General features: G+C 49.6%; 24 protein-coding genes and 2 tRNA genes. 9 read left to right on the top strand and 17 right to left on the bottom strand.

Annotated elements, in window-relative coordinates; translation table 11 throughout:
• Positions 1-361: hypothetical protein (locus OXG87_12875; protein MCY3870445.1), on the top strand; the 361-nt coding region annotated here is incomplete at its 5' end.
• 441 nt (positions 362-802) lie between these two features.
• On the opposite strand, the gene OXG87_12870 is transcribed toward OXG87_12875, so the two are convergent.
• The 4 genes from OXG87_12870 to OXG87_12855 form a co-directional block, all read right to left on the bottom strand.
• Positions 803-889 (bottom strand) — tRNA-Leu (locus OXG87_12870).
• A gap of 46 nt (positions 890-935) precedes the next feature.
• Complete coding sequence (locus OXG87_12865) at positions 936-1502, bottom strand: hypothetical protein (GenBank protein MCY3870444.1); 567 nt, start codon at positions 1500-1502, stop codon at positions 936-938.
• 16 nt (positions 1503-1518) lie between these two features.
• A complete protein-coding gene (gene floA / locus OXG87_12860) occupies positions 1519-2508 on the bottom strand; it encodes a flotillin-like protein FloA (GenBank protein MCY3870443.1) in 990 nt (329 codons plus the stop codon).
• Positions 2509-2528: 20 nt separating this feature from the next.
• A complete protein-coding gene (locus tag OXG87_12855; protein ID MCY3870442.1) occupies positions 2529-3863 on the bottom strand; it encodes a nodulation protein NfeD in 1335 nt (444 codons plus the stop codon).
• 162 nt (positions 3864-4025) lie between these two features.
• Here OXG87_12855 and OXG87_12850 point away from each other — a divergent pair.
• Positions 4026-4098 (top strand) — tRNA-Met (locus OXG87_12850).
• A gap of 28 nt (positions 4099-4126) precedes the next feature.
• Here OXG87_12850 and OXG87_12845 read toward each other — a convergent pair.
• Positions 4127-4348, bottom strand: coding sequence for a hypothetical protein (locus OXG87_12845; protein ID MCY3870441.1), 222 nt, complete (start codon positions 4346-4348; stop codon positions 4127-4129).
• A gap of 105 nt (positions 4349-4453) precedes the next feature.
• Here OXG87_12845 and OXG87_12840 point away from each other — a divergent pair, with 105 nt between their 5' ends.
• The 6 genes from OXG87_12840 to mazF all read left to right on the top strand — a co-directional run bounded on the left by OXG87_12840 (position 4454) and on the right by mazF (position 7798).
• Complete coding sequence (locus OXG87_12840; GenBank protein MCY3870440.1) at positions 4454-4831, top strand: type II toxin-antitoxin system RelE/ParE family toxin; 378 nt, start codon at positions 4454-4456, stop codon at positions 4829-4831.
• The gene (locus OXG87_12835; GenBank protein MCY3870439.1) at positions 4828-5151 is read left to right on the top strand and encodes a helix-turn-helix domain-containing protein; all 324 of its coding nucleotides are present in this window, start codon (positions 4828-4830) and stop codon (positions 5149-5151) included. The genes OXG87_12840 and OXG87_12835 overlap by 4 nt, the downstream gene beginning before the upstream one ends.
• A 325-nt stretch (positions 5152-5476) precedes the next feature.
• The gene (locus tag OXG87_12830) at positions 5477-6514 is read left to right on the top strand and encodes a hypothetical protein (protein ID MCY3870438.1); all 1038 of its coding nucleotides are present in this window, start codon (positions 5477-5479) and stop codon (positions 6512-6514) included.
• Between the two features lie 79 nt (positions 6515-6593).
• Positions 6594-6884, top strand: a complete 291-nt coding sequence (locus OXG87_12825; GenBank protein ID MCY3870437.1) for a HigA family addiction module antitoxin — start codon at positions 6594-6596, stop codon at positions 6882-6884.
• A 312-nt stretch (positions 6885-7196) separates the two neighbouring features.
• A complete protein-coding gene (locus tag OXG87_12820) occupies positions 7197-7439 on the top strand; it encodes an AbrB/MazE/SpoVT family DNA-binding domain-containing protein (GenBank protein ID MCY3870436.1) in 243 nt (80 codons plus the stop codon).
• Positions 7433-7798: an endoribonuclease MazF gene (gene mazF / locus OXG87_12815; GenBank protein ID MCY3870435.1), complete on the top strand. Its 366-nt coding sequence runs from the start codon at positions 7433-7435 to the stop codon at positions 7796-7798. The genes OXG87_12820 and mazF overlap by 7 nt, the downstream gene beginning before the upstream one ends.
• A gap of 12 nt (positions 7799-7810) precedes the next feature.
• Here the strand turns inward: mazF and OXG87_12810 are convergent, their stop codons facing one another.
• Together OXG87_12810 and serS are read right to left on the bottom strand one after the other, a co-directional pair.
• A complete protein-coding gene (locus OXG87_12810; GenBank protein ID MCY3870434.1) occupies positions 7811-8104 on the bottom strand; it encodes a hypothetical protein in 294 nt (97 codons plus the stop codon).
• A 723-nt stretch (positions 8105-8827) separates the two neighbouring features.
• Positions 8828-10111, bottom strand: a complete 1284-nt coding sequence (gene serS, locus OXG87_12805) for a serine--tRNA ligase (GenBank protein ID MCY3870433.1) — start codon at positions 10109-10111, stop codon at positions 8828-8830.
• Between the two features lie 240 nt (positions 10112-10351).
• On the opposite strand from serS, the gene OXG87_12800 reads away from it, so the two are divergent.
• Positions 10352-10519: a hypothetical protein gene (locus OXG87_12800; protein ID MCY3870432.1), complete on the top strand. Its 168-nt coding sequence runs from the start codon at positions 10352-10354 to the stop codon at positions 10517-10519.
• Here OXG87_12800 and OXG87_12795 read toward each other — a convergent pair.
• The 10 genes from OXG87_12795 to OXG87_12750 form a co-directional block, all read right to left on the bottom strand.
• Complete coding sequence (locus OXG87_12795) at positions 10516-11640, bottom strand: SDR family NAD(P)-dependent oxidoreductase (protein MCY3870431.1); 1125 nt, start codon at positions 11638-11640, stop codon at positions 10516-10518. The genes OXG87_12800 and OXG87_12795 overlap by 4 nt on opposite strands.
• Positions 11641-12567: a glycosyltransferase family 2 protein gene (locus tag OXG87_12790; GenBank protein ID MCY3870430.1), complete on the bottom strand. Its 927-nt coding sequence runs from the start codon at positions 12565-12567 to the stop codon at positions 11641-11643.
• Positions 12568-12653: 86 nt separating this feature from the next.
• Positions 12654-14177 carry a glycosyltransferase family 39 protein gene (locus tag OXG87_12785; GenBank protein ID MCY3870429.1) on the bottom strand — a complete coding sequence of 508 codons (1524 nt, stop codon included), beginning with the start codon at positions 14175-14177 and terminating at the stop codon, positions 12654-12656.
• A 38-nt stretch (positions 14178-14215) separates the two neighbouring features.
• Complete coding sequence (locus OXG87_12780) at positions 14216-15961, bottom strand: tetratricopeptide repeat protein (protein ID MCY3870428.1); 1746 nt, start codon at positions 15959-15961, stop codon at positions 14216-14218.
• Between the two features lie 188 nt (positions 15962-16149).
• Positions 16150-17292, bottom strand: a complete 1143-nt coding sequence (locus OXG87_12775; GenBank protein ID MCY3870427.1) for a glycosyltransferase family 4 protein — start codon at positions 17290-17292, stop codon at positions 16150-16152.
• 37 nt (positions 17293-17329) lie between these two features.
• Entirely contained in the window at positions 17330-18283 is a 954-nt protein-coding gene (locus OXG87_12770; GenBank protein MCY3870426.1) for a glycosyltransferase family 4 protein, read from the bottom strand.
• Positions 18284-18298: 15 nt separating this feature from the next.
• The gene (locus OXG87_12765; protein MCY3870425.1) at positions 18299-19351 is read right to left on the bottom strand and encodes an NAD-dependent epimerase/dehydratase family protein; all 1053 of its coding nucleotides are present in this window, start codon (positions 19349-19351) and stop codon (positions 18299-18301) included.
• Between the two features lie 88 nt (positions 19352-19439).
• The gene (locus OXG87_12760; protein MCY3870424.1) at positions 19440-20018 is read right to left on the bottom strand and encodes a methyltransferase domain-containing protein; all 579 of its coding nucleotides are present in this window, start codon (positions 20016-20018) and stop codon (positions 19440-19442) included.
• 117 nt (positions 20019-20135) lie between these two features.
• Complete coding sequence (locus tag OXG87_12755; GenBank protein MCY3870423.1) at positions 20136-21545, bottom strand: ATP-binding protein; 1410 nt, start codon at positions 21543-21545, stop codon at positions 20136-20138.
• Between the two features lie 164 nt (positions 21546-21709).
• On the bottom strand, positions 21710-22494 hold a 785-nt coding region (locus OXG87_12750; protein MCY3870422.1), incomplete at its 5' end, for an oligosaccharide flippase family protein.

Below are 22494 nucleotides of genomic sequence, written 5' to 3'. Positions count from 1 at the left end.
GGTGGCGTTGAGCGAGTTGGTATATGCGTCTGAAACGATTTCTGGTATTATTTTTAAGGAGGGCATCATGGACATCTTGCGCGAATCATCACTTTTTCAATCCCTGACCCAACAAAGCAGAGAGGAAGCCAGAGAGGAAGGCTTTGAGCAGGGTAGAGAGCAGGGCATTGAGCAAGGCGAAAGAAGAAGTACGATTGAAGCTATCCTTGATGTGTTGGAGATTCGATTTGACCTGAGCGAAGCGCACCCCCTATCTGCTCGCATTGCCGCCATTGACGATTTGCAACACCTCAAGCAGTTGCTCCGCGCGGCGATACAGGTGCCCAATCTCGAAGCATTTCAGCGCATATTGGATACGTGACGTGATTTCCATAAGCCTGACGAGATACAGGACACTGCGTAAGGAGACGCAAAGAGAAAGCCGCTTCTACAGGCGGCTTATTGCTCAAGCCGAGGACCGTTTCGATGACCATTTGAGAAGATTGAAAGGAAACATCTGATGAGAACGTCCCTACAAGAAAAAATAGCGTTTCTGCCTCCTGAGAGACAGGCGCAGATTAAAGCCGAAACAGCGCACCTTCAGGCTACCTACATGACCTTGAAGGACTTGCGCCGGGCGCATGACTCAGACGCATCTGGCGAAACAACTTGGCAAAATTTAGGAGATGGAAAAACGTGACGAGTTCGTCTTTTATTTTTTTTAAAACGCGCAAACAGGGGCTGGTTGTGTATTGTAAGCACAGTCAGCCATTGAGAAATAAAATGGGCTTACGCCATCCCGACGTAAGCCCTTGTGTTTTTATGGTGCCGAAGGTGGGACTCGAACCCACACGGCCTTGCGGCCACTGGATTTTGAGTCCAGCGCGTCTACCAATTCCACCACTTCGGCACCTGAAGTCCTGTGGTCAAGAATATCCCAAACGCGGGATTGCGTGTCAAGGGTTTTTGAAGTGATCTGTTTCAGCGCGTGGCGGTCCGATGATTTCGTTGTAGATGATGGCTTTGCGGATGGTGTTGGGTTCAAAATCGAGTTTTATACGGCGTTTTTTGCGTTTGGGACGCAGGAGTACTTGGGTTTCTGATGCGCGTGTGAATAAGGTTTTGCCTTCGATGTAAGACGATTTGTCAGAGACGGGGCGTTTGCCCTGTACCTCTTGAAATTCTGGTCCGGTGTCTTCTTCGGAGACGGGGCGTTTGCCCTGTACCTCTTGAAATTCCGGTCCTGTATCAGCTTCAGAGACGGGACGTTTGCCGTGTACCTCCTGGAATTCCGAAGGGGTTTCAGGTTCGGGTTTGGGTTCGGGGGATCCGAAGAGTACTTCCCATTCAGAGAGGTCAAACTCCTCTTCAAAGGGGTCGTCGGCACCTACGTCGCGGGATGGGTGCTTGCGCTGGAGTTTGGTTTCGTCGGGTTCTCTGGTCCCTCGCAGCCTTTTTATGAGCGGCGAGATAAGGCTGAAGAAGAGAAACACGATTAGCGGTAAGAGTATTTCCAGTTCCATGATGTAAGACCATTTGTTATGGGTTAGTTGTGTTGTCTTCGTCTTCTTCGGTTTCGCCAGCGATGCCTTCGCGCATTTGCGTGTCGGCTTCGATGTTGCGCATGCGATAGTAGTCCATAATGCCCATGTTGCCACTGCGGAATGCGTCGGCCATTGCGAGGGGTACTTCGGCTTCGGCTTCGACGACGCGGGCGCGCATTTCCTCGACGCGGGCGGCCATTTCTTGTTCTTGTGCAACGGCCATTGCTCTGCGTTCTTCGGCGCGTGCCTGTGCGATGTTTTTGTCGGCTTCGGCCTGATCTGTCTGGAGTTTTGCGCCGATGTTGTCGCCCACATCCACGTCGGCGATGTCGATGGAGAGGATTTCGTAGGCGGTGCCCGAGTCGAGGCCCTTGTCGAGTACGGTTTTGGAGATCATGTCGGGGTTTTCGAGCACGTCTTTGTGGGTTTCCGAGGAGCCGATGGTGGTGACGATGCCTTCGCCCACGCGGGCCATGATGGTTTCTTCACCAGCGCCACCAACGAGGCGTTCTATGTTGGCGCGAACCGTGACGCGCGAGGTGGCTTTGACCTGTATGCCGTCTTTGGCTACGGCGGTGACCATGGGGGTGGAGATGACTTTGGGATTGACGCTGACCTGTACGGCTTCGAGTACATCGCGCCCGGCAAGATCGATGGCGGCGGCGCGTTCGCCGGTCAGGCCAATGCCGGCTTTGTCTGCGGCGATGAGTGCGTTGACGACGTTTTCGACATGACCCCCGGCGAGGAAGTGGGCTTCGAGAAATGCGGTGGGTATGTCGAGGCCCGCTTTGGTTGCGTTGATTTGCGAGCCGAGGATGATGCGCGGGGGCACGCGACGCAAGCGCATGCCGATGAGTTCGACAATGCCGATGCGCACGCGCGCGGCAAGGGCGGAGATCCAGAGGCCGACGGGGATGAAGTAGAAAAAGAGGGAGAGTCCCAGAATACCTGCGGCAACTATGAGAAGGGGGATAATGGCTTCCATGAAAAGCTCCTTAAAAATGACTATGTGTCTTCGGTCTTGCGCACAATGACGCGGCTGCCTTCGACTTCGATGATTGTGACGGGTGTGTCTTTGGTTAAGTATTCGCCTTCGGTCGATACGCTGATGCGGCGACCGTCAAATACGCCAGTGCCTCCGGGACGCAGGTCTGTAAATGCGATACCCGATATGCCTAAGAGGTCGCTGTAGGGTGCCGCGACATATCCTTCGGAAGATTTTTCTTCGGTGTCGAGTACGAGGCGGTTCCACATTCTGGAGCGCGGCAGGGATCGCAGGATGAGTATGGCGAGGACACCGGTGAGGATTACAGAGAGGAGCAAGGGGGTGAGCGCGGCGTTGATGTCGTCCCAGGTCCAGAGGTCATAGCGCCCCATGAGGCTTAAGAACAGGCTGGTTAAGACCAGGATTGCGCCGGGTATGGCGAGCAGGCCAAAGCCCACGACAAAGAACAGGTCGAGGAAGATGAGCGCGATGCCGAGAAAGAAGATGAGGATTTCAGACCAGTCGGCGAGGTTGACGAGGAGGTGGCTGCCGAAAAACAGACCCAGGCAGATTAAGCCGATGGTGCCGCCGATGCCCCAGCCCGGGCTCTGGATTTCGAAGATCAGACCGAGAAATCCCAGGGTCATGAGCAACGAGGCCAGGTAGGGGTTGGTGAGGTAGCGCACGATTTGTTCGGCCCAGTTGGTCGATTGGTGGATGACACTGGCCTGTACGAGGTCGTAGTGTTTGAGTACGGCGATGAGTTTTTCCGATTCGTTTTTTTCGGAGATTTTTTGGTCGGCTATGCCCTGTTCAACGGCTTCTTCCGTGGTGAGGGTGAGGAGCTTGCCTTTAGGTGCCAGGCCCTCGACATCGACGTCTTCATCGACCATGGCTTCGGCCAATTTGGAGGAACGGCCGGTTTTTTCGGCTGTGGCTTTCATTTCGTTGCGGAAGTACGAGATAATTTTTTCACTGGCTTTGTTGCCCTGCATATCGACGGCTGTGGCTGCGCCAATGGTGCCGCCTTCGACCATGATGATGTGGTCGGCAGATAGAGAGATGAGGGCGCCTGCAGATATCGCGCGGGGGTTGATGAAGGCGATGGTTTTGATCTCGCTGTAGAGGATGGCGTCCCGAATGGTGAGCGCGGCGTCGAGGGCACCGCCAGGGGTGTCGATTTCAAAGATGACGGCTTTGACGCCCGCGTCTTCTGCGTCGCTCATGACGCGCGTGACAAAAGCGGCTACGCCGCCTTCGATTGTGCCGTTGATTTTGGCGACGTGTACTTCGTCTGCCCAGGTGGGCAAACCGAGGCCCAGGATGAGTACGAGGAGTGTGAGTGCAGGTTTCATCAATAAGGTCCTCCATGGATATATTTTATGGATACCTTATATTGAGGTGGTTGTCAATGGTTTTGAGGTTTGATGCGCGAGGCGAGGGATGGGTTGCAGATGGAATGCTATTGCTTGACACTATAAGTGTTTTCCTGTATTTTTCTCGCCCTGATATCATGTGGCGGCATAGCTCAGCTGGTAGAGCAGTGGAATCATAATCCATGGGTCGGGGGTTCGAGTCCCTCTGCCGCTACTACAAAAATCTTTTCGCTGAACTTTCTTCAAAGGTCGTAAGTTTTTGCTCCCTGAGCAACGCTTACGGCCTTTTGTTTTGCCTGTGCCAGAGTAGCTTCATTTTCCATCATCTCTTGCTCTATTTCACCTTTTTGCTCTTCCGGGTCGATAATTTTCTGAACCACAATCGTCTGAGACATACCACCACCCGCTACAGCCATTTTGCTCAGCGGACGCCCAATCTGCTCATCTACCCCGGAAGACGCCATCTCGCGCTCACCTTTGCTCAAGAATAAAATTTGTTGACTTTGTTCTTAAATTTGAGAACATTAAAATAAATATAAAAAGCTTCACTCAGGAAATAACGATACTCAATGCCGGAAATCCAGGTCATATTCTATCAAGAAACGAATGGAAACGTTCCAGTTCTCGCATGGCTTGATGCACTCCTTCCTAAAGTCAAAGCCAAATGCATCGTGAAAATTGAACGACTCCAAAAATTAGGTTATGGACTTCGGAGGCCCGAATCTGATTACTTGAGAGACGACATCTATGAGCTTCGCATCGCTTATCGAGGCATTCAATATCGGCTTCTTTACTTTTTTTGGGGACGTAATGCCACTGTGATTTCACACGGTATTGTTAAAGAACAGCGCGTGCCTTCCACAGAAATTAACCTCGCAATTCAAAGAAAAAGAAACTTTGAACAGAACCCCAGGCGACACACCTATTCACTGGAGAATGATTCATGAAAACACAAAAAACTACCGATGCCGTAGCGATTCTTCACAAACGCTATGTTGAAGGCGACCAGGAAATGGAAGCCCTGTTAAAAAGAGAAAGAATACACGCCGAAGTTGCTGCCCAACTTTACCAGATCAGAATTGAGTCTGGACTGTCCCAACGAGAATTGGCAAAAAAGGTTGGGACATCGGCATCTGTCATCTGCAGACTTGAAAATGCAGACTATGAAGGGCACTCACTTGCTATGCTACGGCGAATCGCCGCCGCTTTACATAAACAGATTCGAATTTCTTTTCATCCACTGCAAGAAACAGTATCGTCTCGCTAAATATCCATCGTGTTGCTGCCTATAGGGGGGCCTTTTACCCTCAAAAACTTTTTGGTAGGCTTTTGAGTGCCTTGCGATGTCATCGACGGGTTCCTAAGCCGTATAAACCTATATCAGGGAGTACGAACAGACGATTTGAAGCTCCCACGACAAGGGGTTACAGGTGGCTTTCTCCCTTGTTTTCAAGACTTTTTGCCGCCCCATCAACTTTTGAATATACCTCGTGCGAGCATGTTTATCGCTAATGTGTACTTTGGACAGGCTGTTCGATTTGCCAATGGTTTTCTGCCTAAGCAATTGCACTCTTTTAGAGGCACTAAACAAAATGATAGATACGATTCGAAGAGAAGTGATCGTTTCGATTTGTAAGCAGGTATTTGGTACAAATCATAGAGTAAGTTCAGTATCTAAAATTACCCCTATTTCTGAGCAGGGAATACCCAGAATAGATGGTTGTACCCAACATATTTGCTACCATGTATGTTGCCATAATTCAACTAAGAGCTATGTGTTTCGCTTCTTCCGGGATCTTCCAAATAGAGAGGACCGTTATATCCATGAAGAAGGTATTTATAGGCTTCTAAGCCAAGAACTGAGTTTGCCTGTACCGAAAATATTATATACTGATCACACCAGACAACTCGTTTCTACTAACTACATCATAATGGAGTATGTTTCAGGAGAGCATTGGCAATTTCTTGCTCATTCGGACAATCCCCGCACTAATTCTATAGAAAAAATGAAGATTCAAGAGCAAGTAGGTGCTTTGTGCGCTCAGATTCATGGGTTGGAAAAATCCTCTCAAGACAATCCAAGCTTTATACAGACTCTGCTACGGTCAATAGAAAACCTCGAGAGATGCGTAGAGGATGGGCAATATCAGGTGAGTCTAAGTGCTATTTCTGAAGCGAAAGATCTGATCCAAAAAGCACCTTGGCTAAAACTCACAAAGCATTCCTTGTACAAAGCAGATGCTGAGATTTTATTTTCTAAGGACCATAGGCAAAATTGGGATGTATCTGCTATTATCGATGTAGAAGCAATGGATTTTGGTGACCCATATTTAGACTTAACCAACTTTCTTTGTGAGCCGACGCCGATTTGGAAGCTAGAAGAACCTCTGGAGGTTGTTTCGCCTGAAGAAACTCGAAAGAAACCTCTCTTTCGTGGGTATGAATCAGTCAGGAGCATAGATTACTCGAGGCTCGCAAAAGTCTGCATTGCTATGCATTTATCTATTATGTGTTCTACCGCCGCGCAAATCTACCGGCCTGAAATTAGGCAATATATCAATGTAAAAAAGAGAGAAGAAATTTATGACAGCCTTTTAGATGCTTGTGTAAATCGTTATTTAATTGGCTGATCTTAATATGGACTTGACCCGTTTTAGTGGATAGTCAGGTATCGCTGACGGACTATCATTAGACTATTTGGAGACAATCATGCTGCCTGAAAATCGCATTCCGACGCATCCAGGTGAAATCCTTTTGGAAGAATTTCTGAAACCTTTGGGAATAACCCAGGTAGCGTTTGCCAAACACATTGAAGTGCCACTTCAAAGAGTTAATGAGATTATACGTGGCAAGCGGGGCGTAACGCCTGAGACAGCCTGGTTATTTTCTCAAGCACTGGGGACAACACCTGAGTTATGGATGAATCTTCAACGGAATTACGATCTGGCTAAGACCCGACTACAAAAAAAGATTCCAAAACTTCAACTTGATCCGTTTTAAGGACTTGTATCGCAGAATGGATCAGTTGAGCAAAAAATAACAAAGCCCGTCAATCGGTGATGATCGACGGGCTTTTGTTTGTACTCGAAAGCTACAAATAATAACATTAGGAATTTGATAGAGGCTATTAAGATTGGTCAACTCCAAACATCAATCACAGGTTTGATACACAAGCCCTTAATACTCCACCTAAGCGGGGCAACTCCAGATGGACAGTATCTCTCTTTTTTACGAGCGATATGCAAAATCGGTCTTGATAAATTCGATTCTTAATGTATCTTCATTGTATCTACTGCTCAAAGGAGGAAAAATATGGAAACCCGTGTGCAGAAATGGGGCAATAGTTTGGCCCTGCGCATTCCCAAACCACTCGCTATCCAGATCGGGCTTGAACCCAATTCACCGGTTGAATTATCGCTGCGTGGCAAGGAGTTGGTCATTGAGCCTGTGAAGCCGTCTAAATTGAAGTTGGACGATCTTCTATCCCAGGTGACCGAACACAACTTACACGGTGAAGTAGATACTGGACCTGCGACAGGCGGTGAAATATGGTGACGTCAAACGAGTACGTCCCACAGCGCGGCGATGCGGTCTGGATTAACTTCAATCCACAAGCAGGACATGAGCAAGCTGGACGTCGCCCCGCCGTTGTGCTCTCACCGGGCGCTTACAATGGCAAAACGCATTTGGCAATACTCTGCCCAATTACCAATCAAGTGAAGGGGTATCCCTTTGAGGTCGCCATTCCCGCTGGGTTAGACGTGACGGGTGTTATTCTGTCAGATCAGGTCAAGAACATGGATTGGCAGGCGAGAAATGTAGCACTGATATGCTCTCTGCCTGCGGAGATAGTGGATGCGGTTTTACAAAGAGTCGAAACGCTCCTGTCAAGGGAATCTAAAGAGGCGATTTAGAACACTACTGCATCATTGAGTTTTCTGATACGGTAAAAAGTTCAGTGAGTGGTACGGTTGGGCAACAAACGTATCGTCTCGCTGAACTTTGGGCCTATCCGATTCACGACAGGAACGAAATAAAGCGAGTTGAATCCCATCAGGGGTATAGATCAGGTGGTTGATATGCAGTCTTAACAGGTCTTTCTGTTCCCCTGGTGTGGCTTCAGAAAATATTTCTTCAAAGGTCGTAAGTTTTTGCTCCCACAAAGCAACGCTTACGGCCTTTTGTTTTTCCTCTGATAGCGTTGCCTCGTTCTCCATCATCTCTTGCTCTATTTCACTTTTTGCTCTTCGAGATCAATAATTTTTTGGTGACCATATATCGTTTTTTTTCACCCTATATAGTGAGAAAAATCTAAAATACAGGTTGGCTTTTTTTAGAAGAAAAAACCATATCTTTATTAGAAACAATCTTTTATGAATAAAATTATTTGTAGAAATCCAAATTGGCATAGTTATTGCATGATAAAGGGTAGTGTTAATGATAGACCAGCTATCCATCAACACAATCGTTTCTTGAGCGGGTGATTGCTTGCTTCCCATATTAAAAGTGGAGTTACCCCATTTGTATGCAGGTTAAGAGTCCTGTAACCGAAAGGGCGTCTCTGCTGGGCGCAAGCTGGCGCTGAGGGAAGCCCTTCACAACTTGAGAAATTCGCATTTAACCACGGGAGGATATGATGCAAAAGTTTCATTCGTTGTTCAGTCTCGCTCACTTATTGTACGGTGTCAGTCCAGTCCGCTGCCTTTTTGGCGCAGTGATCGCACTGACACTTTGGGCTTCCGGATGCGGCAACGATAGCACGGGCACGGAAGAGCCATGCTGCCGACTGAGACTATAGGGTTACCATAAATATAAAAAACAAAGCACCTGCGACTTTGGATTTGTCACAGGTGCTTTTTGTTTGTCGTGTACTCTGGTTAAAGCCCGTCGGTTTTTCCGGCGGACTTTGTTTGTTTGCGGGCGGTCACGGGGCACCGCCCCTACTAATCCACGGATTCAAAAATTTCTTTTCCCCCCAGATAAGGTCGCAGGATTTCGGGGATGGTGACGCTGCCGTCTTTGTTTTGGTTTTGTTCGACGATTGCGGGGATGATGCGGCTGGTCGCCAGGCCCGAGGCGTTGAGGGTGTGTACGAGTTCGTTTTTGCCGGTTTCTGTGCGTTTGAATCGGATGCTGCCGCGTCTGGCCTGATAGTCGCTGGCATTGGAGGCGGAGCTGACTTCTTTGTATTCGTTCATGCTGGGGATCCAGACTTCGATGTCGTATGTTTTGGCCATGGATGCGCTGACGTCTTTTGCGGCGAGCATGGATACGCGGTGATGTAGACCCAGACCCTGAGTGAGTTGTTCGGCTTTGTCGATGAGTTCTTCGAGCGCGTCTTCGGAGTCTTCTGGGCGAGTGAATTGAAACATTTCGATTTTGTTGAATTGGTGACCGCGAATCATGCCCCTTTCCTGCGCCCGATAGCTGCCGGCTTCTCTGCGATAACAGGGGGTGTAGGAGAAGAATTTTTTGGGGAGGTCTGTTTCGGGGATGATTTCGTCCCGGTAGAAGTTGATGAGTGCGGTTTCAGAGGTGGGCAAGAGGAATTGCACTTTGTCGTCGCCGGTTTTGAGGTGGAATACGTCGTCGGCAAATTTGGGGAATTGTCCGGCGGTAAAGCCACATGCTTCGTTGAGTATGTGCGGGGGCAGTACAAATTCGTAGCCGTCGGCAATGTGGCTGTCGATGAAGTAGTTGAGTAAGGCCCATTCGAGGCGTGCGCCGTCGCCGATATAGACCCAGAATCCGGTTCCGCCCATTTTGACGCCGCGTTCGTAGTCGATCAGGCGCAGATGGGTGACGAGTTCGATGTGGTCCTGGGGGGCAAAGTCGGGTGCGGGTTTTTCACCCCATGTGCGTACGACGCGGTTGTTTTCTTTGTCTCCGGGGGGTACGTCGTCTGCGGGTATGTTGGGGAGGCTTTCGATGAATGTGTGGATGTTTTGTTCGGTTTCCGCGAGTTCGGTTTCAATGGTTTTGATGCGGGTCGAGACGTCGCGCATTTCTGTTTGGACCTGGGCGATGTCTCCGCCCGCTTTTTTTATTTGGGGGATTTGGGCGGAGACGCGGTTGCGTTTTGCGCGCAGTTGCCCGGCTTCTGCGATGTGCGCGCGGCGTTTTTCATCCCAGATGAGCAGGTCTGTGAAGTCGATGTCGTCCATGCGTTTTTTCAATGCCTGGATGACGTCTTCGGGGTTTTTGCGAATGAGGTTGATGTCGAGCATGAAGGATTACTCCTGAAGAGAATAGAAAAAAATGTGCCAATTTGTTAGTCGATATGTGGTCTTTTTGACCATCATGTTCCATTTTTGCCACATGAATTTTTCAGTCAGATATGAGTGTTTTGGGATAAGTTCTGTAAAATCAAGTATTAAAAAAATTTTTACAAAAAATGACAGAAATGGCACGGGATTTGCTCTGTATAAAGATACCGAAATACTGTCACCCATAGAAGGAGAAATGACATGATGTGCATCGATCTGGAAAAACGCGACCAAATGGCGTATCGCGCGCTGTTTTATGCGATTCACGGTGATGTTGACCGGTCTGAAAAGATTCGGACTATGCTGCGCCAGAATAACGAGACACAGGAACGGGTTCCCGCTGCTACTCGTGAATTTGTTCCGGTTTAGATGAGCCCTCTTTGCTGTAGTGCGTCTTGCGCTTTTGCAAAGCCGTCTATGGCTTCGCGGTCTCGCCCCCAATCGACTAGTTCTTCCATGCCGTGTTGAAAACTGACACTGGGCTTAAAGCCCAGTGTTTTTTTTATGCGTGAAATATCGGCAATGCTGTGGCGGGTATCGCCCTGGCGATAGGTTCCGGGGATGTCGGGCGCGAGGTGTTCAGTACCCAGGATGTTGGACAGGGTCAGAGCGATGTGTTCGATGGATGTGCCGCTTCCGCTGCCGACGTTGAAGGCCTGGTAATCTCCTTCGGATTTTTCCATGGCGAGGATGTTGGCCCTTACGATGTCGTGGACGGAGATGAAGTCGCGCGATTGTTTGCCGTCTTCGTAGATGACGGGTCGTTTGTTGTTTTTGAGGCGGCTCATGAAGATGGCGGTTACACCCGTATAGGGGTTGGAGAGCGATTGCCGGGGTCCAAAGATGTTGAAGTAGCGCAGGGCTATTGAGGGGATTTTGTAGGCGCGGCCTATGTTGAGGACCATGTCTTCTTGATGCGTTTTGGTTTGTGCGTAGATGGTATGGCATAAGCGTTCGGTGTCTTCGGATACAGGTGCTGGAGGCATGTCCTGGTTGCACAGGGGGCACCTGTGTTCCCAATGGGCTTTTTTTAGCTGGTTTTCTGGGCGGGGACCAGGGTGTTGTGTACCGTGTTCTGCACATGTGTAGCGGCCCTCGCCGTAGCTGGTTTGCGAGGCTGCGACAATGAGTTTTTCTATGTTGTGTTTGTTGTTGACGAGGATGTCGAGCAGGTTCGCGGTGCCACCGGTGTTGACGTCAACGTATTTTTTGATTTCGTATTGCGATTGTCCCACGCCAACGGCGGCGGCTTTGTGGAAGATGATTTCAATGCCTTGAAGGGCTTTTTTTACGGCGTCGTAATCGCGGATGTCGGCCTGGATAAATTCGGCATGGGGATTGGCGTAGTCCGGCAATTCGCGGTTGGGGTGTACCTGAGGGTCCAGGTTGTCAAAGATGCGGACGCGGTGCCCGCGCTGTACGAGTTCATCGACGAGGTAGGAGCCAACAAATCCCATGCCGCCGGTGACGAGAATATTTTTGGTGGTCATTTATTCCAAAATTTTTCGAATGTTGAATTTTTCACTGGGCTGGGGCCCCCGGGTCAACATGTCGGCGAGCAGGCCCGTGCAGACGAATTGTACGCCGAGTACGGTGAGGAAAACCCCGAGCATGAGCAGGGGATATCGGTATTGAATGGTGCCGGTTTGGAACCAGAGGGATGCGATGTACGCGTTGATGAGCATGCCTGTGATGCCAAAGATGAGGCCCACTGTGCCAAAGAGGTGGAGGGGGCGGCCCATGTATTTGCCGATGTACATGACGGTGAGGAGGTCAAGGAAGCCTTTGAGCAGGCGTCCCCAGCCGTATTTGGTTACGCCGTATTGTCGCGGGTGGTGCTGGACGGGGATTTCACCGATGCGATACCCCTCCAGGTGGGCGAGTACGGGGATGTAGCGGTGGAGTTCGCCGAGTACGCGTATGTCCTTTGTGACTTCGTTGCGATAGATTTTGAGGCCGCAGTTAAAGTCGTGTATGTCTATGCCCGATACAAAGCCCGTGACCCAGTTGAAGAATTTGGAGGGCAGGGTTTTGCCCAGCGGGTCAAAGCGTTTTTTCTTCCATCCAGAGACGAGGTCATAGCCTTCTTCGATTTTGGCCAGCAGGTTGGGAATTTCTGCCGGGTCGTCTTGCAGGTCGGCGTCCATGGTGATGATGTATGTGCCGCGTGCGCGTTGAAATCCGGCGGTATAAGCAGCGGCTTTGCCAAAGTTGCGGCGAAATTGGATGACTTTGACTTCGGGATAGGTGTTGTGCAGGTCTTCCAATACGGTGATTGACCCGTCGGTGCTGCCGTCGTCGATGAAGATGACTTCGTAGGTACGGTCCTGGGTAGAGAGCACGCCGCGGATTTGTTCCATGAGCGGGCGCAGGCTTTCTTCTTCGTTGAGCAGGGGTATGACGAGGCTGAGGTCCATGGATCGCGTGTTGTTTAAGGTTAGAAGATGAGAATTAAGACAAAGATAGCAAAGGGCGCGTTTTTTGACAAATGCGAATGGGATCTTCACCTGAATTTTAAGACGTAGGTGTCGGGATTGCGGACGATGAGGAGGACTTTAAAGCGATTTTCATGTGTCTGGATGGCGGGGATGAGAAATTCGGGTGTGGACCGATATCCGATCTGGTCGATGACGACGATACCGATGCTTTTTTGCTCAAATTCGGCAATTACCTCGTCAGGCGTTTTCCAGGCGTAGCCCGTGGCTTTGCGGTTGGCAATGGCGTTCATGAGATAGGGTTTGCGGCAGGCGATTTTGACATCGGGTTCGGTGTTGTTTTTTATCCATTCTGCAGCGATAAAGTAATTATTCCACTCGGTTGGCAACCTCCCGGTGTATTTGGCGAGGGTGTTGGTCTCAAAAATATTTGCGCCGAGGAGAAAGAGAAAAAAGAGTACGACACCCGCGCGCGAGGCGGTTTTTTTTAGTGCTCGGGCGAGAAGGTGGAGGAGTTCGTCCAGGCTGGTGAGGATGGCGTAGAAGAGGATGGGTATGACCGGGACGAGAAAGCGCGTGTCGGACCACATATCGGGCCAGAGGATGTAGAGGATCAGATAGCAGGTGAGGTACACGATGAGTAAGTGCCGTTTTATGAGTCCGACGATCAGGGCGTAGAGGGTCAGGCCGGAGAAGAAGAGGCCGACGAAATAGTTGGCGTCGATAAAACTGGGTAGCAAGATGTAGGGGATGATTTTCAGGCCGTAGAGGTCGAGATTTGCGATGATGCGTTCGATCAGGGCGGTGAATGTGATCATGCCCTCTTCCGGGCGATAGGGGTTTATGCTGAGGAGTTGTTTGATGTAGGGGGTGCCGCCGAGTGATGCGTTGCGGATTTGCCAGGGCAGGGCGAGGAGGAAGCTGCCTGTGGCGATGAGGCCCGCTTCTTTCCATTTTTTGTGCAGGGCAAAGAAGATGATGCCTGTGGCGATGAGGATGAGGCCCGCGCTGCGGATGTAGTAGGCTGCGATTATGGCGATGATTGCAAGTGCGAGTGTGGATAGGGTGCTGGATTTTTGTGCGCGGTGGAGGAGGAGGAGGGCGATGAGAGAAAACAGGAGAAAGGGGATTTCGGACATGATCTGGTGCGAATAGTCCAACAGGAGAGGGGATGCGAGACATAGTGCGCTTGTGCCGAGTGCCATGGGGGGACTGGCAAAGCGGCGGATGAGGAGATAGGTGAGCGGGATCGAGATGGCGTAGAGGAGGACGACGAGGCTTTTGAGCGCGATGAGGTTGTCGGGGAAGAGGAGGTGGGTGATGGCGAGGAGGAGCGGAAATCCAAAGGGGTATTTGGTGTGTGGGACGGGTTCGCCTTCGATGGTCTCCGAGAGTCCATACCCTTCTGCAAGAGATCGCCCCAGGTTGATGAATTGGGCGTTGTCGCCAGTGAGGGAGAGGTTGGCGTCGAAGAGGAGGATACCCATGAGCAAACCGCACAGGCCCAGTGCGGGCAAGAAATAGGGTTTGCTTTCCCATTGCGCGAGGTTAAAGAGGGGAGAGGATGTCTTTTGTTGGCGTTTTTTGTTCATGATAGTTTATTTAGTTAATATCAGCAGGGCTGTCATCGCTATTGAGACTGAAACTCCAATTCGGGTGCGCTCATTTCGGGATTCGCCAAAAGGCTTTCTAATATGGTCCTGGTATTTGCATGTTCTGGATTGATAGACAGGGCTTGCTTGTATGCCGATATCGCGTCCTCAATTTTTCCTTTTGTATGGAAGAGGACGCCCAGAATAAAATAATTTTGTTCATTTTTTGGATCTGTTTTTACAATCAGGCGAAAAAACTGAATAGCTGCGTTAATCTCGCCGCGTTGATAAAGGAAGATTCCTAATTTCTTTATGTGATGGACATGTGCAGGATTTCTTTTGGCTACAACTGAAAATACCTGAACAGACTCCGAAAATCGATGCTTTAAGAATAGGGCATTAGCGTAATTTAAGATGCCTTTATTATAGTCTGGATCTATCTGTATTGTCTCATAGTACATTTGAAGAGCTTTGTCAAGATCTCCTACTTGTTGATAGGATACCCCTAAATTATTTGTCAAAAGAGAAAATTTTAGCTTGTATTCTGATAGAACACGCTCGTAATATTTGATCGATGTTTTGGGATCTTTTTTATGGTTAGGGCTTTGATAAAAATTCGCATCATGCCACAGGTAGTACCCTTCGTAAATTTCCATTTTTCGCAAACTGAGAATTGTAAGACATATAATGATCGGCGAAAAACAGGCGAATTTTATGCGTGAACTTAAAGGAATAATAGAAAAGAACCAGAGTAAAAAGGCGGCGAGAACGGTTGCGCCACCTATCGCAGGACAATACCAATATCGGGGGAAGTAGGAGTAATTATCCCATAATGTATAAGGCAAAATTGTCATGAGAATCCAGACAGTGGCAAAACAAATCGTTTTGGACTGATAGGCAGCATATCCCAATCCAATCAGGATTATCAATCCCGCTGCTGCATACCAATCGAAATAGGCTCTCGGTATATCAAAAGGAGCACCGGCTTCCCAGCCGAATGGTGCAAAGCTCCAATTCAGAAAAAGTCGTCCTACAAAAAAAGCGAAGTTGTAGGGTATATGTAAGCCAGGGCGATAAATTTCTTGATTTGATGGAAGATTCTGATAATAGATTTCATTGATTAAAAACAGCAGGGCAGCAAAAACGAGAAACGGCAATAGAATAGCGATGTCCTTAAAACGCGGTTTTGATTTGTGTTGAAACCATAGAAGAAGAATAATTGCAAAAATAACGCCCAATGATTCGTAACTAAAAATTGTCGCTGCATAGGCAAAAGAAGCGACAATGAGATGAACTTTGCGGTTGGATATCAGATATTTTGCAAAAAAGAGAACCGTTGTCAAGGCAAAGCCAGTTCCCAAAAGTGCGGCACTGGCTGACACCCAGTAGATTGCTTCATAGTGGGTTGTATTGATCGCAAATAAGAAGCCACTCAGGGCTGCGAGTTTTGGACAAGAAAAAAGCGTTAGTAAGAGCCGGGCACACAGCAGGCTGTTGAGAACGTGAAGTAAAATGTTGAGAATATGATACCCTGTTGGTTCTTCACCAAAGACCTTGTAAGCTGCATAAAAGTAGAAGGATAAGACAAATCGCAGTCGCAGTGCCGTTTTTTCAGGTGCAAAAATAGCAGTTATGTTTTCCTGTGCGCTCTTTGCTTTTTCAATATGATCGAGATCATCATAAGACCAGGGGTGATTGCGTAGCCCTGCGAAACCAATACCACAAAGGCAAGCTATACACAGGATGTAGATTAACAGATAACGAGTTGGTACTCTGTCATTCATTAAAAATTTCCTGGCGTGTCAAAACAATTCTTAAAACGGTTAGTACAGCGGCGAAGTTGGAGGTTGTTAAGTATGCGAGTATAGCGATTGTCGATAGGGTTGACAGAATTAATTGACGCATGGTTCTCGCCTTATTGGTGACGTAGATTTTAATGACCGCGTGTGACCCAGTGCATGAAAAAAATGCTTTATCCCAAAATGAGAGGTATCAACTTATTCAGGTGTTGTTCGCGGGTAAAGGCCTTGTGGTATCGGTCAATGGATGCGCGACTCATCGCTTCAAACTTGTCTGGATTTCGGATGTAAGATTCGATTGCGCGTGCAATTTCTTCAGGTTGATCAAAGGGGATCAATTCCGCGACCGTACCTTCTTCTACCATTTCCGGTATCGTGCGATAGGGTGTTGTGATCACAACCAGCCCAAATGCGAGTGCTTCGATGATCGATATCGGTTGTCCTTCGTACACATAGCGGGTTGGAAGCAAAAAGAAGTGGCTCTTTTGCAGGAAGCGAAGTTTTCTATCTCCATCGACGGGACCATGCCAGAACGCGTGTTCGCCAAGTCCCAATTTTTTAATCCGGTGCAGAAAATCGGTTTCCGCTTCTTCAGGGGTTGAGTACGGGGAAATGTCGGAAGCAAGGACGAAGCTGCCACAAAAATGACATTCGGCGTCGGTTCTCAAGTCATGTACCAGGATGTGCAGTGCTTCGAGTACCTGGAGGTAGCCTTTGCTCACGATCAGGTTGGAGAGGTAGAGGAGCTTTGGGCGTTCTCCCGATGGCAGATGTTTTGGTTCGACGGATCGTTCTTCTATATCGTACGGCAGGCCGTTAAAGACGACCCGTGTTTTATCTCGCAAAGCAGGTTCAAAATCGAACATGCCGCGCAGACTTTTTCCGAGGATCAGTATTGTGTCCACAGGTTTGAGAAAGGCGCGTACCACATGCTGTTTTAAAGGCGAAAGAGAGGCGTAGAAGCCGTCGTAATTTCCCCCGTGTACGTGAATCACAATGCGCTGTCTGCCGATGGTGGCCAGGAGTATAAATATGCTGTCTCTGAGAAATCCCACCCAATTTTGAGCGGCACTGAGGTATAGAATTTTTTGACCGAATAAAAGGATAAGTGCTCTGAAGAAGGGGTTGAGAAGTTGTATTAACCGCCTTAGAGTGAAGCCGCCCTCTGGCCTTGTGTGTTTTCCTCCGCTGAGGTTGATCACCTTATATGGCAACGCGCGCTCTTGAAATCCCTCGCAGACCATCTGAAATGCAATGGTTTGTCCAGTGAGAGGGGGAGGCAATGATCCGATTAAAATTGTCGCTGGTATAGACAAGATATGAATCCTCTTTTGTCGTGCGCTCAGTCATCGTTTATATAATTTTCTCGAAAAATGCTTCATACTGCGATGCCACGAGCCGGTGGTCGGATTTGCCCAATGCGTTTTCGCGTGCTCTGCGGCCTATTTCTGGATTGACAGGTGTGCTGGTGAGTTGGAGAATTTGTTCGGCAAAGGCGTCAATATCGTAACGCGGGATGAGGTACCCGCTTTTTTCGTGTTCGATGACTTCGCGCAGGGACGGGAGATCAAATGCGACAACATTGCGTCCCAATGCCATTGCGCCCAATAGCGAATGTGGGATGAGGTTGAAGGTTGTGGTGATTACGACGCACCGCGCTCTGGCCTGGTAGTCGGGCATTTCGTTTTGGAGGACGGCGCGTTTGGAAACATTGGGGTAGTTGTTGGGGTCAATTTCTGGATTGACGCCTAAGAATTCGAAATGCACTTCGGGGTCTTGTTCATAGACTTTGTGTATGATGGGTTCCAGGTATTCCCATCCCATGATGTCGCGCGATGCAAAGTGATTGCCCACGCATAAGACGCGCTTGGGGTCGGGGTCTTCTTCTCTTAAGGTGAAGATGTCCGGATCTACGGAGCAATACATGACTGCGGAGTCCATGTTATGGTGTTTCAGGAGATATTCGCGACCCCATTCGCATACGCTGACCTGGTGTGCGAATTTGTACACGGTCCCCGCAAATCGCTTGATTGATGGTACCCACCAGTGGGTGAGTACGATGGGAATACTGGGACGGAGTTTTTTCCATTTGTACAGCAAGGCGGATCCCACATCCTGTGTTGTGCCGACCCATAAGACATCGGGATTTTTCGGCCATTCGCGTTTTACCCCTTCGGGTACCGCAGCATGTTTTTCTTCCCATTTTCCAAAGCCTTCGGTGAGGTAGATTTCATGGCCGCGCGCGACCCATTCGCGCAACAGACTTTCCTGTACGCCTCCGTGAGCGGCATAGACATGGATTTTCATAATAAGGTTCTCCGTTTATATGAGTCGTTTCTGCCAGCTTGCGACAATTTCGGCAAAGGTGTCTTCGAGGGTTTTTGTGATGTCCCAGTTGGGGTAGTGCGATTTCATTTTGCGAAGGTCGCTGTAATAGCAGATGTGATCGCCTTCGCGGTTCTGGTCGGTGTAGGTGTATTGCATTTTTTTGTCGGAATACCGGGCGACGAGGTCAAATGCTTCGAGGATGGAGCAACTGTTGTTTTTGCCGCCGCCGAGGTTATAGACTTCGCCGCATCGGGGCGATTGGACAAATGCCCACATGAAACGGGCGACGTCGAGGGCGTGTATATTGTCGCGGACCTGTTTGCCTTTGTAACCGTAGATGGTGTACGTGCGGCCTTCCATGTTGCATTTGACCAGGTAGCTCAAAAAGCCGTGTAGTTCAACGCCGCTGTGATTGGGTCCGGTGAGGCATCCGCCGCGCAGGCAACAGGTGGGCATGGAAAAGTAACGCCCGTATTCCTGTACCATGACGTCGGCGGCGACTTTGGATGCGCCAAAGAGCGAGTGTTTGGACTGGTCAATGGTAAATGTTTCGGGGATGCCGTGTTTGTACGCGGGGTCGTCGTAATCCCAGCGGGTGTCCAGTTCTTTTAAGGGGATGTGGTTGGGGGCATCGCCATAGACTTTGTTGGTGGACATGTGGATAAAGGGGGATTCGGGGCAGGTTTGCCGCGCGGCTTCGAGGAGGTTGAGCGTGCCGACGGCGTTGGTGTCAAAGTCGCCGAAGGGTATGCGTGCGGCGAGGTCGTGTGAGGGTTGGGCGGCTGCGTGTACGATGGCGCCGGGTTTTATTTTGGACAGGAGTTCGCAAATGCCCATACGGTCGCGGATGTCTATTTCGTGGTGGTGGAAGTGTTTTAAGACGGTGTTGAGGCGTTTTTGATTCCAGCGCGTGTCTCCCTGGGGACCAAAAAAGACGGCGCGCTGGTTGTTGTCAATGCCGTGGACTATATATCCCTGTTCGGCAAAATAGATGCAGACTTCTGAGCCGATGAGGCCCGATGAACCAGTGACGAGGAGGGTTTTCATGGATGCGCTTTTAGTTCGTGATTTGGCCGATGGATATAAGATTGAGAGGAAAAAAATAGGGTTTTGAGGGGGAAAGGTCAAATTCTAATTATTTTATTGCTTTCAGGCGAAAAACAATGTCTCGGGCGGGAATGATAAAAGCAAAAAAGGATTCGTATAGTTCGGGATAGATGTTTGCCAGCCATTCGATGCCCAGTCTGCGAAAGAGAGGGTTGAATGTGAGCCGGACTTCGATTTTTTGGAATTTTTTAGCCACTTTCGGACGGTGTTCGAGGACTCCGGGGTTGTAAAAGATATTCAAAAATCGACGCAGTTTGCCGGGAGGGTCCGGAAATGGCTCGGACAGATAATCGAAGGTGCGGTAGCTGAGATGGTGGCGATGGGTGGGATCGTTATAGGAACTGGACGAGGAAAAGTGGGGTGTGGCGCCTTCCAGATAAGCATTAGGGCTGGAGATACGCCAGATTTCTTCCATTACGCGCGGGATATCCGTCAGGTGTTCGATTACGTGGCTGAAGACGATGTGATCGAAGACATTGTCTTTGAATGGATAAAAGAATTGTTCAAGGTTGACAATGACGTCGGCGGCAGAGCCTCGCGTGATATCTGCACCGATTGCACCGGCACTTTTGTTTGAACCACAACCGAGATCGAGTATTCGTTTCATATGTTGTCGGGTACGAGACTGCTCGTATCGTGCCATTTGTATTGATGTGAGTCGTCACAATGTAAGATAAATAGCAAAATTTTGCGAAATAAATATTGTGGGTGTACACCCCTATTTTTATTGGCATAAAAATGCCGCGATGTCGTTCGGGTCCCAGAGGTGGAGGTGCGGATCGCGGAGGTTTTTGAGGGTGTCGGTGAATCCGGATTTGGAGGTGATGAGGTAGAAAGCGTCTGAGGTTGGGAGGTTTTGGGCGCGGTGTTTGAGGGTTTGCAGGACGTCTGTGCCAACCGGGGTGGATGTCCATTTGCATTCGACAAAGAGGGTTTGCCGGGTTTCGGGGTTGAGGGCGACGAGGTCTATTTCGCTTTGTCTGTCCCACCAGCGTCCGATTCGGTGAAAGTAGAAGGGCGCGGCGTTGTGGTGGTTGCGTTGGATTAAGAGTTCTCGCGTGATGTTTTCAAAGGCAAAGCCCATGAATTCCGAGACGGAGGTGTTGAGTCGATTGAGAAAATAGGGGAAATTGCCCGATTCATAGATGCTCAATTGCCGATAGATGAATCGCATCCAGAATGTGATAAAGGGGTCGCGGATTTTATAGCGGCTTTTTTTTGTTTTCCAGGATTGCTCAGTAATGGGTACTTCGCGTTCGATGAGGTCGAACAGGTCGGATAATTCTCGCAGGTATTTGGACAGGCTCGTGGCTGGCAGTCCGGCGGGACCTGCGATTTCAGATCGGCGGGTTTTGCCCGTGGCGATGGCTTCGAGGATTGCGAGATAGGTGTGTGCAGTACCCCCGAATTCAGAGAGGATGATGTCGCGCATTTCATTGCGAAAGGGGGCAAATGGGGTGAATAATGCGCGATGGAGAATGTGGGGGATGGTGCTGCCGCCCAATCCCATACTTTCCATTATTTCGTAGTACCGGGGCATGCCGCCAAAGATGCCATAGAGGGTCAGGATGTCTGTGGGCGATTGAAAGCCGAGTTCTGTGGCGATTTGATAGATGGCGTCGATGGGTAAAGGGCTGAGGTCTATTTCCCGGGTGAGGCGACCGTAGAGGGGTTCTTTGGCGTCCTGGAAGACTTTTTTCATCAGGCCGACGACAGAGCCTATGGCGATGAGATGGATTCTGGATTGTTTTTGCCATGTGTCCCACACGTCCTGGAGGATGGAATAGATGGCGAGTTCGATGGTGAGAAAGTTTTGAAATTCATCGAAGACGACGATCAGGGGTTGACGCTGGGTTTCGGCAAAGAGGAATACGAAAAAGTCTTTCCAATCTGTAAATGTTGGCGCGTGGGCAATGTGCGATTTGAGGGTGGCGGAGAATTCGGCGAGGAGGGCATTTGAGGGGCGTTTTTCGACAAAGAAATAGATGCCGCGATTCTGGAGATGCTGGCGCACGAGTTCTGTTTTTCCTATGCGGCGGCGCCCAAAGATTGCGGTGAATTGAGAATATTGCGCGGATCTTTCGGTGAGGTCTCGAAGGAGTGCGAGTTCTGTTTCTCTGTCGTAGAATTTCATTATTATTCTCTTAATAATTATTATTTTTAGAATAATAATAGAAAAGAGGACAAATGTCAATGTGAAATAAGCTATCAGTGGATCAACATGAAGCCGTTATCGCGGTATGGTGTTGAGCCGCGATCCAGAGATTTTTGCTTTTGATTTTCATCCTGTCCATCCTTTCATCCTGCCCATCCTGATCCAGGTTTGATGGTGCGGATGACGGTTTTGATTTCGTCGATGAGTGTTTTGCGTTCAACGATGAGGAGGCCCGAGCCATAACCGGTGGTGAAGATCGCACTGCCTGCGAGGACGCCTATTGGGATTGGCAATGTGTTGAGCCATTCGGCACTGGCAAAGTGCATGCCGGTGCCAATGGCTGCGGCGATGAGCGGGGGGGCGAATGTTTTGGCGATGGGCAGATCGACGTGTGCGCGAACGAGGATGAGTGCAAAGATGAAGCCGACGATGGCGATGGCGTTCATGCTGATGGCGATGCCTATCGCTTCCATGTGGTGGGCGAGATAGGGGGCGAGGATGAGGAGGATGAGGGCTTGAGCCGAGGTGAATTTTGCGATGCTTTTGGGGCTGCCCACGCTGTAGAAAAGGGCGTGTACGTCGTCGAGGAGAGGACGGCAGAGGGAGTAGATGATGAGCCATTGGAGCAGGGGGGCGGCAGGTGCCCAGTCGGGTTTGAAGATGTGTATCCATCGGTTGGCTTCGAGCGCGAGTACGAGGGAGATGGGGACTGTGGTGCGGAGGATGAGGCGCGTGGTTCGGCGGTATGCTGCGGAGAGTTGGTCCCGGCTGTTCTGATAGCGCGCGTACACTGTGGCGGTGATGCGCACGATGACCATGGTGATGGCTCCGCTGGGTATCTGTGCAAAATTGTGTGCGGCGTCGTATATGCCGCGCAGGCTTAACCCGAAGAACAGACTGATGATGAGTTTGTCGTAGTGTTGGACGA

The organism is Gemmatimonadota bacterium, assembly GCA_026706845.1.
Classification (GTDB): domain Bacteria; phylum Latescibacterota; class UBA2968; order UBA2968; family UBA2968; genus VXRD01.
The sequence above is the reverse complement of the archived record's forward strand: the minus strand, read 5'-3'. Positions and strand labels throughout refer to the sequence as shown.

Bases quoted from the DNA above. Each gene is read 5' to 3' on its own strand.
- OXG87_12865 (MCY3870444.1), bottom strand. From the start codon at position 1,502: ATGGAACTGGAAATACTCTTACCGCTAATCGTGTTTCTCTTCTTCAGC.
- floA (MCY3870443.1), bottom strand. From the start codon at position 2,508: ATGGAAGCCATTATCCCCCTTCTCATAGTTGCCGCAGGTATTCTGGGA.
- OXG87_12855 (MCY3870442.1), bottom strand. From the start codon at position 3,863: ATGAAACCTGCACTCACACTCCTCGTACTCATCCTGGGCCTCGGTTTG.
- OXG87_12845 (MCY3870441.1), bottom strand. From the start codon at position 4,348: ATGGCGTCTTCCGGGGTAGATGAGCAGATTGGGCGTCCGCTGAGCAAA.
- OXG87_12840 (MCY3870440.1), top strand. From the start codon at position 4,454: ATGCCGGAAATCCAGGTCATATTCTATCAAGAAACGAATGGAAACGTT.
- OXG87_12835 (MCY3870439.1), top strand. From the start codon at position 4,828: ATGAAAACACAAAAAACTACCGATGCCGTAGCGATTCTTCACAAACGC.
- OXG87_12830 (MCY3870438.1), top strand. From the start codon at position 5,477: ATGATAGATACGATTCGAAGAGAAGTGATCGTTTCGATTTGTAAGCAG.
- OXG87_12825 (MCY3870437.1), top strand. From the start codon at position 6,594: ATGCTGCCTGAAAATCGCATTCCGACGCATCCAGGTGAAATCCTTTTG.
- OXG87_12820 (MCY3870436.1), top strand. From the start codon at position 7,197: ATGGAAACCCGTGTGCAGAAATGGGGCAATAGTTTGGCCCTGCGCATT.
- mazF (MCY3870435.1), top strand. From the start codon at position 7,433: ATGGTGACGTCAAACGAGTACGTCCCACAGCGCGGCGATGCGGTCTGG.
- OXG87_12810 (MCY3870434.1), bottom strand. From the start codon at position 8,104: ATGATGGAGAACGAGGCAACGCTATCAGAGGAAAAACAAAAGGCCGTA.
- serS (MCY3870433.1), bottom strand. From the start codon at position 10,111: ATGCTCGACATCAACCTCATTCGCAAAAACCCCGAAGACGTCATCCAG.
- OXG87_12800 (MCY3870432.1), top strand. From the start codon at position 10,352: ATGATGTGCATCGATCTGGAAAAACGCGACCAAATGGCGTATCGCGCG.
- OXG87_12795 (MCY3870431.1), bottom strand. From the start codon at position 11,640: ATGACCACCAAAAATATTCTCGTCACCGGCGGCATGGGATTTGTTGGC.
- OXG87_12790 (MCY3870430.1), bottom strand. From the start codon at position 12,567: ATGGACCTCAGCCTCGTCATACCCCTGCTCAACGAAGAAGAAAGCCTG.
- OXG87_12785 (MCY3870429.1), bottom strand. From the start codon at position 14,177: ATGAACAAAAAACGCCAACAAAAGACATCCTCTCCCCTCTTTAACCTC.
- OXG87_12780 (MCY3870428.1), bottom strand. From the start codon at position 15,961: ATGAATGACAGAGTACCAACTCGTTATCTGTTAATCTACATCCTGTGT.
- OXG87_12770 (MCY3870426.1), bottom strand. From the start codon at position 18,283: ATGAAAATCCATGTCTATGCCGCTCACGGAGGCGTACAGGAAAGTCTG.
- OXG87_12765 (MCY3870425.1), bottom strand. From the start codon at position 19,351: ATGAAAACCCTCCTCGTCACTGGTTCATCGGGCCTCATCGGCTCAGAA.
- OXG87_12760 (MCY3870424.1), bottom strand. From the start codon at position 20,018: ATGAAACGAATACTCGATCTCGGTTGTGGTTCAAACAAAAGTGCCGGT.
- OXG87_12755 (MCY3870423.1), bottom strand. From the start codon at position 21,545: ATGAAATTCTACGACAGAGAAACAGAACTCGCACTCCTTCGAGACCTC.